We start from the raw sequence: 12,828 nt of genomic DNA, 5'->3' as shown, positions 1-12,828 counted from the left end.
ACCTGCTTCCTTGATTTACTGCAGCATTTTAACCGCGATCGGCTGGCCTTTTTGCTGCTTCTTAATCAGCCTTTTTGTTCTGTCGATGACATCGCCCACTAACTGGCCACAGGCTGCGTCGATATCGTCACCACGGGTTTTCCGTACAATAACAGTAAAGCCGTATTCTTGTAAGACTTTGTTAAATCTGTCAATCCGTGAGTTGCTCGAACGCTTGTATGGCGACCCCGGATAAGGATTAAACGGGATCAGGTTAATTTTCGACGGTGTATCTTTCAGCGCGTGCGCCAATTCATGCGCCTGCTCCATACTGTCGTTCACACCATCAAGCATCACGTACTCTACTGTGACCTTGTCATTGGCCTTAGAGTTCGCCACATAACGCCTTGAGGCTGCTAAAAATTCTTCCATCGGGTACTTACGGTTTACCGGCACCAGTTCGTTACGCAATTCGTTGTTCGGTGCATGCAGAGAAATAGCCAGCGCTACGTCGATTTTATCGCGCAATAAATCCAGCGCCGGCACTACGCCGGAGGTACTTAAGGTAACGCGGCGTTTGGATAAGCCAAAGCCGAAGTCTTCCAGCATTAATTCCATGGCCGGCACTACGTTGTTCAGGTTCAGCAGCGGCTCGCCCATGCCCATCATTACCACGTTAGTGACAGGTTTGTCACCGGTATCGCCGTAACTGCCGATGATTTGCGCCACCCGCCATACCTGGCCAATAATTTCAGCCACGCTGAGGTTACGGTTAAAGCCCTGCTGCGCGGTGGAACAAAACGAGCAATCCAGTGCACAACCGACCTGAGAAGACACACACAAAGTGCGGCGATCTTTTTCCGGGATCCACACCGTTTCTACTTCCTGGCCGCCGCTTAAGCCCATGACAAACTTAATGGTGCCATCCGTGCTGTCTTGCCGCGTAACTACCACAGGGGCTTCAATCACGCAGCGTGCTTTTAGCTTTTCCCGCAATACTTTATTGATATTGCTCATCTTATCGAAATCATCGATACAGAAGTGGTAAATCCATTTCATTACCTGATCGGCACGAAACGGCTTTTCGCCCATATCGACGAAAAACTGCTGCATTTGTGCGCGTGTTAAATCAAGTAAATTAATTTTGTTATGCTGCTCAGTCATTTGCAGAGCGCTCCTTACCACAATAAACAATAGCCATAAAACACTGTACCAACATGCACTAAGGGGGCTGCTGCCCCCTTAGTCCGTTACCGCAGGCGATTAACGCTTAACGGGTACGGGCACACAGCTCGGCTTCAGTGAAGAAGTAAGCAATTTCACGTGCGGCAGAAGCTGCAGCGTCGGAACCGTGTACCGCATTCTCATCGATGCTGGCCGCGTAGTCAGCACGTAAAGTACCGGCTAAGGCTTCTTTCGGGTTAGTTGCACCCATGATTTCACGGTGCTTACGTACAGCATCTTCGCCTTCTAACACTTGTACCATTACCGGGCCTGAGGTCATAAAAGACACTAAAGCGCCGAAAAACGGACGCGCGCTGTGCTCAGCGTAGAAACCTTCAGCCTGTTCACGGCTTAAGTGTAGCATTTTAGCCGCTACGATACGTAAACCGGCAGACTCAAAACGGTTGTAGATAGCGCCAATAAGGTTTTTTGCTACTGCATCCGGCTTGATAATTGAAAAAGTGCGTTCTAACGCCATAACAGGCTCCTGATTAAGTTGGTTTAAACTAAATGATTAAAATTTAAGGCGGCAAATTATACGCTAGTTGCAAAAAAAAACCTATTTTTGCTGATAAAAAAGCCGCGAACTGCAGTAGCAAAACCCCAGTATCGCGGCTTTTTATGACAATAACGTGGTTAGAAGCTGGCCACTACCTTAACACTGCCATCCACGCTGGCACTGCTGATATAACCTATAGCTGTGGCATCAGCCGCTACAGCGGCTTTTACCGCCGCGTCATCAGCCAATTCTTTTGGTGGTGTGCCTTTGCCGGTAAACACCAGCTTGGACCAATAAGCTTTAAGCTGTGCGGCAGAGCGGTTTAGCACTTTGCTGTCAAACTCGTCGCGCCCGGCCTGGCCTTCAGCAAGGTTTAGCGGTGTGGCTTTGCTACCATCAGCGAAGCTGCTGCTGCGGCCTAAAAACAACCGGTTTAAATCATCTGCCGATACCGCATTAGCATTGGCCGGATTAACTACAACAGCAATATCTGCAACTACAGCTCCGGATAACAGGGCACTAAGTAACAAAGCGGTTTTCACTATACGCATAATGCCTCCTTAAAATACTAAATCTACGCCAAACGCCAGCACATCCTGACGTAGATCCGCGATTTCATTGTCTTCAGAGCTGTATTGCACTTTAAACGCCGCCGAAGGATGGAAGTCATAGCGTAAACCAACATTGTAAGTTGTTGCTTCACGGGCCTGACTTTGCACTATGCCCGCTACCGGCAACAACAACTGCGGTGGTAAGGTGGCAAGGTAGGGTGTGTAAATTTCTGTTTTTGCGTCATTATCTTCTTTTTCATAGGAGATATAGGGCGTGATGCTGTCAAAGCGGCGACCGACTGATACATAAAAGTTTTTCTGATCAGCAATAAAGCTGTTGTCCACTTTAACCAGAGTGTACTCGGCCACTAACAACCAATCATTTTTATCGGCGGTAAAACCCAGACCAAAAAAGGCGCCGTCTTCTTCATTGATATCTATTTCATTAACCAAAGCAGCAAAACCGGCACCTGATAAGCTGGTAAAGAAATCGCCGAAAGTTACACCAGGTTGCAGTTGCACCGCTTCTGCGCCGACACTGACCTCGCCGATAAGGTAGGCTGCGCGCACGCTATACCAGTCCCGACTTAGTTCCCAGGTTACACCCAGAACATTTTGAATTTCCGCAGTAACATCTGTACCGCTGATGCGGGCGTCACCATCGTAAGCACCGGCAACCAACTGTAAGCTGGAATCAAAATTGCCTAACTGAGTGGTGTGATAAAGTGATATACCTTCAATATTGTCAAAACCCAGGCCATACACGCCTTGTGGTACCCGCAGCCAGTCGTAGGCATAGCCGACATCGCGAAAATCTGAGTACTTATAAAACGGTGTGCGTAAGCGGCCGGCGTTTATGCGCACATTGTCGCTAAGCTGATAACTGATAAAAGCCCATTCAAACTCTACGTCAAAATCATCCGCACCACGGCCCATCAACTGCGCCGTAACCGACAACTTCTCACCCAGGTCAGACATCAGCTGCACGGCGAACAGGCTTTCATTTTTAAAATCCAGGTCGTCATTGTAGCCATATAGCGTATCGTCGCTATCCAGTGTCATGCCGGCTTTAATCGAAGCAAAACCGTTGATGGTCAGGTCGGCATAAGCCGGTGCAGCCAACAGCGTTGACAGCGTTACCGCTATCAGAGATTTTTTTAACATAATTACCCCGTCTGTTATCGTTGTCTTTGTGATCTTAGCTGAAGATCCACCTTACTCCAGCTAATATTAGTTTTTTATCAAGTTGGATCAGTGAATTAGCATAAAAAAACGGCCACTGTGGGCCGTTAATATTTCCAGCGACATAAATAAGCAAAAACTTAATGACCTTCGCTAACGATATTGACGGTGTATTTCGGAATTTCCACCACCAGGTCTTCATCAGCAATACGCGCCTGACAGCCCAGACGCGACTCGCTTTCGAGCCCCCAGGCTTTATCCAGCATATCGTCTTCTAACTCATCACTTTCGTTTAATGAGTAGAAGCCTTCGCGTACTATGACATGGCAGGTGGTACAAGCGCAGGATTTCTCACAGGCATGCTCAATGGAAATACCGCTGCGCAGGGCCACATCCAACACCGTTTCACCGGCTTTGGCTTCCACTGCCGCGCCATCGGGGCACAGTTCAGCATGGGGTAAAAATACAATCTGTGGCATCTGTTATACCTCGTCCACGTTATGGCCTTTCAACGCACTGCGGACCGAAAGATCCATGCGCCTGGCGGCAAAGTCGTCAGTTAATCTGTTAGTTTGCTCAATCGCGGCCTTGATCGCCGCAGTATCGTCACCTTGCTTTACCGCCGCCAGCGCTGTCAGCGCTTGTTTAATGTCAGCCAGCTCCGCTTTGCTTAACAAGTCAGCATCGGCGTTAAGGGCCTGCGACACCGCTTCCAGTACGCGTTCAGCTTCAACCTGCTGCTCACGCAATAAGCGCAGTTGCATATCCTGCCGTGCATACTGCATCGAGCTTTTCAGCATAGTGGCAACTTGATCATCGCTTAAACCATATGATGGTTTTACCTGAATATTGGCCTGCACACCGCTGGATTTCTCCTGCGCGGTAACACTTAACAAACCATCGGCGTCTACCTGAAAAGTAACGCGAATATGAGCGCCACCGGCCGGCATTGGTGGTATGCCACGCAGCTCAAACCGGGCTAAAGAACGGCAGTCGTCTACCAGTTCGCGCTCGCCCTGCACCACATGCAGTGCCATGGCGGTTTGGCCGTCTTTAAAGGTGGTAAATTCCTGCGCCCGCGCTACCGGTATTACCGTGTTACGCGGAATAATTTTTTCCGTTAAGCCGCCCATGGTTTCAAGGCCGAGTGATAACGGGATCACATCCAGCAGCAGCGTATCACCGTCGGCTTTATTACCTACCAGCACGTTGGCCTGAATAGCGGCGCCTATGGCCACCACTTTATCCGGGTCGATAGAGGTAAGCGGTTCTGTAGCAAAAAATGCCGCCACTTCACGGCGCACCAGCGGCACCCGGGTAGAGCCCCCCACCATCACCACTTTAACAATTTCATCATTGGTTAAACCGGCATCGCGCAGTACCTGACGACAGGCACGGATGGTTTTCTTTACCAGGGCGCCAATCAGCTGTTCAAAATCCGCTTTGCTCAGCGTACCGTCAAGCACACCTTTAGCGGTTGGCAGGCTGAAACTTACCGTATCGCTGTCAGTTAACTGCTCTTTAATGCTGCGTGCGGTGGTTAAATATTGCCGCATTGCCTGGTGCGATAGCTGTGCTTCACCGGTCTGTTGCTGCAGATAACCGACAATAACATGGTCAAAATCATCGCCGCCCAGCGCAGAATCACCGCCGGTGGCCAGCACTTCAAACACACCACGGCGCAGGCGTAATATCGAGATATCAAAGGTGCCGCCGCCCAGGTCGTATACCGCAATAATGCCTTCCTGGCCGGAGTCAAGGCCATAGGCCAGCGCCGCGGCAGTAGGTTCATTGAGTAAACGCAGCACATTTAAGCCGGCGAGTTTGGCCGCGTCTTTGGTGGCCTGGCGCTGAGCATCATCAAAATAGGCCGGTACGGTAATCACCACACCATTTAGCTCGCCGCCTAAGGTTTCGCTGGCGGTATTAGCCAGGGTAGCCAGAATTTCAGCCGAGACTTCAACCGGGTTTTTAATGCCCTGAGCCGTGTTAATCGCCACTAAACCTTGCTGGTCAATCAGCTGATACGGCACCTTGTCTTTTAGAGCCAGGGTTTCGCTGTAGCCTTTGCCCATTAAACGTTTAACCGACACTATGGTGTTATCTGCATCTTCCACCGCCGCAGCCATGGCGGCGTCACCGACAATAACGGCATCGCGGGTATAACGCACTACCGATGGCAGCATATCGCGGCCCTGTGCATTAACCAGGGTTTTGGCTTCGCCGCTACGCACTGTGGCGACCAGAGAGTTGGTGGTGCCCAGGTCAATACCGGCCGCCAGCTTGTGCTGATGCGGCGCAGCGCTTTGTCCGGGCTCTGCGATTTGTAATAGCATAGTGTTGTTTAGTCTTGTAGTTGCTGTTCTGTCAGCTCCAGCTCTTGCTGTAGCTTAAAGAAAAATTTTAGTTTACGGATCAGGTCGGCTGCCTGTTGATCCTGCTCAGCAGTTTGCGCCTGCAGTGCTGCAGACAACTGCTGCAGTAACTGTTTTTTGTGCTGCTGCAATTGCCGCTCTATGCTGTCAATTACCGCGTCGGCATCGTCGCTTTGTTCAATTTCGGCTAACTGCTCACGCAGTTCCATTTGTTGCATTAAAAACAACGGATCGGTAAAGCTGCGCTGTTCATGGCTGATTTTCAAACCGCGCAGCGCCAGCAGATGCTCTGCCCGCAGCAATGGCTGCTTCAAACTGTGGTAGGCATCGTTAATATTGGCCGTTTGTTGCACCGCCATCAGCCGATCACGCTCCGAACCGGCGGCATGCTGGTCGGGGTGAAAACGGCGCTGCAGTTGTAAGTAACGCGACCCCAACTCAGTTAAGTCGAGGTCGAACTGCGCCGGCAGGTTAAACAGCTGAAAGTAATTCATCCGGCCCTTAGTAGTTACATTAAGTGCTTAAGTTAAGTGGCTAAATTAAGTGCTTACACTGTGAAGCTTTCGCCACAACCGCATTCACCGTTTACATTCGGATTATTAAACTTAAAGCCTTCATTCAGGCCTTCTTTGACAAAATCCAGCTGGGTGCCGTCGATATAGACGAGGCTTTTACCATCGACAATTAACTTTAGATCGTCGTGCTCAAACACCTCGTCATCGTCGTTCAGCGTATCGACAAACTCCAGTACATAAGCCAGGCCCGAGCAACCGGTGGTTTTAACGCCTACCCGCAAGCCCACACCCTTGCCACGGTTTTGCATAAAGCTGCGCACCCGTTCGGCGGCTGCCGTTGTCATCGAAATAGCCATAACGCTTAGCCCCCGTGCTTTTGCTTGTAATCAGCAATAGCCGCTTTAATGGCATCTTCCGCCAGGATAGAACAGTGAATTTTCACCGGTGGCAAAGCCAGTTCCTGAGCGATGTCGGTATTGCTGATTTGCTGCGCTTCAGCCAGGCTTTTGCCTTTTACCCACTCGGTAACCAGCGAGCTGGACGCAATAGCGCTGCCACAGCCGTAAGTTTTAAACTTAGCGTCTTCAATAATGCCGTCGGCATTCACTTTAATTTGCAGCTTCATTACGTCGCCGCAAGCCGGTGCGCCTACCATACCGGTAGCAACACTGGCGTCGTCTTTGTCGAACGAGCCAACGTTACGCGGGTTTTCGTAGTGGTCGATTACTTTATTACTGTAAGCCATGATAGTTACCTCAATGTGCAGCCGGCGCGCTTAGTGCGCAACCCAAGCTACAGTGTTTAAATCAACGCCGTCTTTGTACATGTCCCACAATGGCGACATAGCGCGCAGTTTTTCAATTGCCTGATGCACAATTTTAATAGTGTGATCAATCTGCGCTTCGGTGGTGTAACGGCCGATACTGAAACGGATAGAACTGTGCGCCAGCTCATCGCTCATGCCCAGCGCACGCAACACATAAGACGGCTCCAGGCTGGCAGACGTACAGGCAGAACCGGACGATACGGCAATGTCTTTCAGTGCCATAATCAGCGACTCACCTTCAACATAGTTAAAGCTGATATTGGTGATATGCGGCACGCGCTGTGCACGGTTGCCGTTTAAAAACACCTGCTCAATATCTTTCACGCCGTTTAGTAAGCGGTCGCGCAAAGCAGTAATACGCTTAATTTCGTCATGCATTTCCAGCTTGGCAATACGGAAAGCTTCGCCCATCGCGACAATCTGGTGCGTTGGTAAAGTGCCTGAACGCATACCGCGCTCATGGCCGCCACCGTGCATCTGCGCTTCTAAGCGGATCCGCGGTTTACGCCGCACAAACAACGCACCAATGCCTTTAGGACCATAAGCTTTATGGCCGGAGAACGACATTAAATCGACTTTCAATGTTTGTAAGTCGATATCGACTTTGCCGGCCGCCTGTGCAGCATCAACATGGAAAATAATGCCTTTGCTGCGGCACAGCTCGCCAATAGCGGCAATATCCTGCACAACACCAATTTCGTTGTTAACAAACATCACGCTGATAACAGAGGTATCGGGGCGGATAGCGGCTTCCAGCATCGCCAACGTTACCAAACCATCGGTTTGCGGCTCAAGGTAAGTTACCTCGTAGCCTTCACGCTCCAGCTGACGCATAGTATCCAGCGTAGCTTTATGTTCGGTTTTAACCGTGATCAGGTGCTTACCTTTTTTACGGTAAAAATCGGCAGCGCCTTTAATGGCCAGGTTGTTCGATTCGGTGGCGCCGGAGGTAAACACAATTTCACGCGGGTCGGCGTTTACCAGCTCAGCAATCTGGCTGCGGGCAATTTCTACCGCTTCTTCTGCCTGCCAGCCAAAACGATGCGAACGCGACGCCGGGTTACCAAACTCGCCGTCCATTGTTAAAAACTGCATCATTTTCTCTGCTACCCGGGCGTCGACCGGGGTAGTTGCAGCGTAATCCAGATAAATAGGTAGCTTCATTCTTTGCTCCGTGTTGCCTACAGCTGGCAGCTGACTTCAATATCAGTTGCCGGATTCTTTACAATACGGCTGTTCTGCCGCTTTGCCAGGTGTTGTACATCTTGCTGGTTTACCAGCTCGCCCAGCGTAATGCCGGTAAGAAAATCTTCAATGCGGTGACTTAAGTCGCTCCACAAGGTATGAGTTAAACAACGGGTGCCACTGTGGCAGTCAGATTTACCCTGACAACGGGTAGCGTCTACTGACTCATCCACTGCGCTGATCACGTCTGATACCGAAATACTGCCAGCCTCACGGCCCAGCTGATAACCGCCGCCCGGCCCGCGCACACTGCTGACCAAACCTTGTTTACGTAAGCGGGCAAACAATTGTTCAAGATACGACAACGAAATACCCTGGCGCGCAGAAATATCGGCCAGTGGCACCGGCCCGGTTGCTGTGTGTAAGGCAACATCCAACATTGCTGTTACGGCATAGCGGCCTTTCGAGGTTAATCTCATAGTTTGCTCCCTGAAAACACTGGCGCTATTGTACATTCCCGACTGTTTTAGTCAAGTATTAATAACCTACTGCATTAGTCAAGTATTAGTGTTTCAGGTTCAACTTAAATGTTCGGATCAAAGGCTTCAACGTCACGTTTACGTGCCTCTGCCGCACGCTTTTCCGCTAACTTAAAGTCTTCCTCGTCAATATTTACTGTCGGCACTTCTTCACAGACATTACCGCCCAGCTGATTCACACTGTGGCATAACTCGCCTACTTTGTTATCCAGCAGCTGAATATGGTCCAGCATACGGCCAATAGCATTAGCCACAGGGTCGGGGTTATCTGCCGCCACTGCATAGGCATCGAAGCCGAATTTTTGCGCCAGTTGCTTGCGCTGTGCGCTTACTTCAACATCGGCTTTAGCAACAATGCGGCCCGGGATACCTATTACGGTAGCGCCGGCCGGCACATCTTTTACCACTACAGCATTGGAGCCGATGCGGGCATTTTCGCCCACCATTAAGGGGCCCAGCACCTTGGCGCCGGCACCAATCACCACACCATTAGCCAGGGTAGGGTGGCGTTTGCCCGGGTTCCAGCTGGTACCGCCGAGGGTAACGCCATGGTACAGGGTTACGTCATCGCCAATTTCAGCGGTTTCGCCAATTACCACACCCATGCCATGGTCGATAAAAAAGCGCCGCCCGATCTTTGCGCCCGGGTGAATTTCCACCCCGGTAAGCCAGCGCGCTATAGTGCTTAAAAACCGCGCCAACCATTTCCAGTTAGCCCGCCACAGTTTATGGCTAACCCGGTGCCACCAGATTGCATGCAGGCCCGGATAATTGGTAAGCACCTCAAAACTGCTGCGCGCAGCCGGGTCCCGCTCAAACACACTTTTGATATCTTCTTTGATACCGGCAAACATGCGCTACTCCTTCTCGCCCTGCGCCTTGCGGCCATAACGCTGCACTGAGGTTAAAATGCCGCGCAATATATTGTATTCGGCTTCTTCCGGCCGTGCGCGGGTAAATAAGCGTTTGAGCTTGGTCATCACAACACCGGGGTGTTGCTTAATAATAAAGCCGGTGTCGTTCAGTGTCTGCTCCAGATGCTGATAGAAATTGCTCATTTGCTCGCTGCTCGGGTAAGCCACTTCATCAACAGTTGGCACTGCGGCTTGCTGTTGCGACGCTTGTTGCAACCAGGCCATGCGCACTTCGTAGGTCACAATTTGCACTGCCATTGCCAGATTCAGCGAGCTGTATTCCGGGTTCGCCGCTATGCAAACATGGTAATTACACAGTTGCAGCTCTTCGTTAGTTAAACCACTGCTTTCACGGCCAAACACCAGCGCTACCGGCTGAGTGGCTGCCTCCTGCACCGCTTTAACACCGCATTCGCGCGGCTCCAGCATCGGCCAGCTTAAAGTACGTGAGCGCGCACTACTGCCCACCACCAGACTGCAATCGCTGATGGCTTCTTGCAGCGTATCGAACACTTTAGCATTGGCCAAAATATCGCTGGCTCCGGCTGACAGCGCGTAGGCCTGGCCGTCCGGCAGTTCTTTCGGTGCAACTAAATACAGCTTTGATAAGCCCATGGTTTTCATGGCGCGGGCCACCGAGCCAATATTGCCGGTATGGGTTGTGCCCACAAGAATGATACGGATCTGGTCTAACATAAGGCTTCCCGCGTTAAAGGGCTGGCATTCTAGCATAGCGCGCAGCATTTGTTGACGAGAAAATAGCAGTCTGGCCATCTGAATAAAGCAGATTAATCCGCCGCTGCAACCTGCTTTTTTAACATTGTTTTGCTACACTAGCGCCACTTTTACCACAGGGAACCACGAAGATGAAAACCATAAAACTCGCTGTTGCGCTGTCTGCTCTTCTGTTAAGCCCACTGGCTGTTGCCGGCTCCAATGATAAGCAGCAAGCTGAAGCCTTACAACTGGCGGTAGATCACCAAAGCCGCAGTCCGGCCAATGTTGCCCGCGATAAGTACCGTAATCCGGTTGCTACGCTGCAGTTTTTTGACGTAACCCCGGCCAGTACTGTGGTAGAAATTGCGCCGGGCGCCGGCTGGTATACTGAAATTCTGGCGCCGTTACTGGCCGCACACGGCACCTACTATGCCGCACATTTCCCGGCCGACAGCACATCTGATTATTACAAACGTAACCGCGCTGCCTTTGTCGAAAAGCTGGCGGCCAACCCTGTATATAACCGTGTACAGCTAACTGAATTTGCCCCGGGTAACAGCAGCGGCATTGCCCCGGCCGGCAGTGCTGATGTGGTACTGACCTTCCGTAACCTGCACAACTGGTATGGCAACGGCGGTGATGCCGGCATGTTGGCGATTTTTAAAGACTTTTATACGGCATTAAAACCGGGCGGCGTGCTGGGCGTGGTTGAGCACCGCTTACCGGCAGATAAAATCAGTGGCGATTGGCAAAAAAGCGGTTATTTCCCGCAAGCACTGGCGGTAAAGCTGGCAGAGCAAGCCGGTTTTGTGTTTGAAGCAGAAAGTGATGTAAATGCTAACCCGAAAGACAGCGCCGATCACCCGGGCGGCGTCTGGACCTTGCCGCCGGTATTGCGCTTAAAAGAGCAGGATAAAGACAAGTATCTGGCGATAGGTGAAAGCGACCGTATGACACTGAAGTTTCGCAAGCCTGTAACTAAGTAAGTTTGTACTAAATAACCTTTTATAGAATAACTAACGGAAAGCTAAATGAACGTATTGGTAATTGGCGGCGGTGGCCGCGAGCATGCACTGGCGTGGAAAGCAGCGCAGTCACCTCTGGCCGGCAAAGTATTTGTAGCGCCCGGCAATGCCGGCACCGCCCGCGAAAACAACCTGACCAATGTCGCTATCGCTGCGGATGACGTACCGGCGCTGCTGGCCTTTGCCCAACAAGAAAACATTGCGCTGACCATTGTTGGCCCGGAAGCGCCGCTGGCGAAAGGCGTGGTAGATGCGTTTCGCGCCGCCGGGTTAGCCATTTTTGGCCCGACTAAAGCCGCCGCACAGCTGGAGAGCTCCAAAGCCTTTGCCAAAGACTTTTTAGCCCGGCATAACATCCCCACAGCGGCTTACCAAACCTTTACCGAAACAGCGCCGGCCAAAGCCTTTGCCGCAACGCTGGGCACACCGGTAGTGATTAAAGCCGACGGTTTAGCGGCCGGCAAAGGCGTAATTATTGCGCAAACGCAGGATGAAGCCGCCGCCGCAATTGACGATATGTTATCCGGCAATAAATTTGGCGATGCCGGCAGTCGCGTGGTGGTAGAAGAGTTTTTAACCGGTGAAGAAGCCTCGTTTATTGTGATGGTGGATGGCACTACGGCGCTGCCGTTTGCCTCATCGCAGGATCATAAAGCGCGCGACAACGCCGATAAAGGCCCGAATACCGGCGGCATGGGCGCTTATTCGCCGGCACCGGTAGTGACCCCGGCGGTACACGATTGGGTAATGCAACACGTTATTTACCCCACCGTGAACGGCATGGCGGCAGAAGGGACGCTATTTACCGGCTTTTTGTACGCCGGCTTAATGATAGCGCCGGATGGCAGCGCTAAAGTGCTGGAATTTAATTGCCGCTTTGGTGACCCGGAAACCCAGCCGATTATGCTACGGTTGGAATCAGATCTGGTTGAGCTGTGCCTGGCGGCAACCAAAACTGAACTTGCCGGTAAAGCTATTCAGTTTACTCCGCAAGCTGCGGTAGGCGTGGTGTTGGCGGCCGGTGGTTATCCGGACGCTTATGCCAAAGGCAGGGTTATCAGTGGTCTGGACGGCGCCGATAGCAGCACGGCCAAAGTATTTCATGCCGGCACTGAGCTAAAAGACGGCAATGTAGTCACCAACGGCGGTCGGGTACTGTGTGCTACTGCGCTGGGTGCCAATGTTACAGCTGCGCAACAGGCGGCGTACAAACTGGTAGATAAAATCAGCTGGGATGGCATGTTTTGCCGCAGCGACATTGGTTATCGCGCTATTGCCCGCGAGCAGAAGTAGTTAT

15 protein-coding genes are annotated in these 12,828 nt (G+C 51.4%); 2 read left to right on the top strand and 13 right to left on the bottom strand.

Annotated elements, in window-relative coordinates; genetic code table 11:
* Nucleotides 1-15: 15 nt before the first annotated feature.
* The 13 genes from ACTZWV_RS02895 to trmJ all read right to left on the bottom strand — a co-directional run bounded on the left by ACTZWV_RS02895 (nucleotide 16) and on the right by trmJ (nucleotide 10,485).
* Entirely contained in the window at nucleotides 16-1,143 is a 1,128-nt protein-coding gene (locus tag ACTZWV_RS02895; RefSeq protein WP_305552268.1) for a bifunctional tRNA (adenosine(37)-C2)-methyltransferase TrmG/ribosomal RNA large subunit methyltransferase RlmN, read from the bottom strand.
* Between the two features lie 106 nt (nucleotides 1,144-1,249).
* A complete protein-coding gene (gene ndk / locus ACTZWV_RS02890) occupies nucleotides 1,250-1,681 on the bottom strand; it encodes a nucleoside-diphosphate kinase (RefSeq protein ID WP_444785089.1) in 432 nt (143 codons plus the stop codon).
* 158 nt (nucleotides 1,682-1,839) lie between these two features.
* Nucleotides 1,840-2,253: a phosphate ABC transporter substrate-binding protein gene (locus ACTZWV_RS02885; RefSeq protein ID WP_444785088.1), complete on the bottom strand. Its 414-nt coding sequence runs from the start codon at nucleotides 2,251-2,253 to the stop codon at nucleotides 1,840-1,842.
* A gap of 9 nt (nucleotides 2,254-2,262) precedes the next feature.
* Nucleotides 2,263-3,417, bottom strand: coding sequence for a porin (locus ACTZWV_RS02880; RefSeq protein WP_444785087.1), 1,155 nt, complete (start codon nucleotides 3,415-3,417; stop codon nucleotides 2,263-2,265).
* Nucleotides 3,418-3,575: 158 nt separating this feature from the next.
* On the bottom strand, nucleotides 3,576-3,914 hold the full coding sequence (gene fdx / locus ACTZWV_RS02875) for an ISC system 2Fe-2S type ferredoxin (RefSeq protein ID WP_305552264.1): 339 nt from the start codon (nucleotides 3,912-3,914) through the stop codon (nucleotides 3,576-3,578).
* Between the two features lie 3 nt (nucleotides 3,915-3,917).
* The gene (hscA, locus tag ACTZWV_RS02870; RefSeq protein ID WP_444785086.1) at nucleotides 3,918-5,771 is read right to left on the bottom strand and encodes a Fe-S protein assembly chaperone HscA; all 1,854 of its coding nucleotides are present in this window, start codon (nucleotides 5,769-5,771) and stop codon (nucleotides 3,918-3,920) included.
* Nucleotides 5,772-5,779: 8 nt separating this feature from the next.
* Nucleotides 5,780-6,304, bottom strand: coding sequence for a co-chaperone HscB (gene hscB, locus ACTZWV_RS02865; RefSeq protein WP_444785085.1), 525 nt, complete (start codon nucleotides 6,302-6,304; stop codon nucleotides 5,780-5,782).
* 53 nt (nucleotides 6,305-6,357) lie between these two features.
* Complete coding sequence (iscA, locus tag ACTZWV_RS02860) at nucleotides 6,358-6,681, bottom strand: iron-sulfur cluster assembly protein IscA (RefSeq protein ID WP_173502638.1); 324 nt, start codon at nucleotides 6,679-6,681, stop codon at nucleotides 6,358-6,360.
* A gap of 5 nt (nucleotides 6,682-6,686) precedes the next feature.
* A complete protein-coding gene (gene iscU, locus ACTZWV_RS02855; RefSeq protein ID WP_305552261.1) occupies nucleotides 6,687-7,070 on the bottom strand; it encodes a Fe-S cluster assembly scaffold IscU in 384 nt (127 codons plus the stop codon).
* A 30-nt stretch (nucleotides 7,071-7,100) separates the two neighbouring features.
* The gene (locus ACTZWV_RS02850; protein WP_444785084.1) at nucleotides 7,101-8,315 is read right to left on the bottom strand and encodes an IscS subfamily cysteine desulfurase; all 1,215 of its coding nucleotides are present in this window, start codon (nucleotides 8,313-8,315) and stop codon (nucleotides 7,101-7,103) included.
* A 17-nt stretch (nucleotides 8,316-8,332) separates the two neighbouring features.
* Nucleotides 8,333-8,815 (bottom strand): Fe-S cluster assembly transcriptional regulator IscR, encoded by a 483-nt coding sequence (gene iscR / locus ACTZWV_RS02845; RefSeq protein ID WP_305552259.1) that lies wholly within the window; start codon nucleotides 8,813-8,815, stop codon nucleotides 8,333-8,335.
* A 104-nt stretch (nucleotides 8,816-8,919) separates the two neighbouring features.
* Nucleotides 8,920-9,729: a serine O-acetyltransferase gene (gene cysE, locus ACTZWV_RS02840; protein WP_444785083.1), complete on the bottom strand. Its 810-nt coding sequence runs from the start codon at nucleotides 9,727-9,729 to the stop codon at nucleotides 8,920-8,922.
* Nucleotides 9,730-9,732: 3 nt separating this feature from the next.
* The gene (gene trmJ, locus ACTZWV_RS02835; protein ID WP_444785082.1) at nucleotides 9,733-10,485 is read right to left on the bottom strand and encodes a tRNA (cytosine(32)/uridine(32)-2'-O)-methyltransferase TrmJ; all 753 of its coding nucleotides are present in this window, start codon (nucleotides 10,483-10,485) and stop codon (nucleotides 9,733-9,735) included.
* 170 nt (nucleotides 10,486-10,655) lie between these two features.
* On the opposite strand from trmJ, the gene ACTZWV_RS02830 reads away from it, so the two are divergent.
* The gene (locus ACTZWV_RS02830) at nucleotides 10,656-11,492 is read left to right on the top strand and encodes a class I SAM-dependent methyltransferase (protein WP_444785081.1); all 837 of its coding nucleotides are present in this window, start codon (nucleotides 10,656-10,658) and stop codon (nucleotides 11,490-11,492) included.
* Between the two features lie 45 nt (nucleotides 11,493-11,537).
* Complete coding sequence (gene purD / locus ACTZWV_RS02825) at nucleotides 11,538-12,824, top strand: phosphoribosylamine--glycine ligase (RefSeq protein WP_444785080.1); 1,287 nt, start codon at nucleotides 11,538-11,540, stop codon at nucleotides 12,822-12,824.
* The last annotated feature ends 4 nt before the right edge of the window (nucleotides 12,825-12,828 follow it).

This window comes from Rheinheimera sp. NSM (genome assembly GCF_052380015.1).
In the GTDB taxonomy this organism is placed as follows: Bacteria; Pseudomonadota; Gammaproteobacteria; order Enterobacterales; family Alteromonadaceae; genus Alishewanella.
This window is presented reverse-complemented; position numbering and strand designations above follow the sequence as displayed.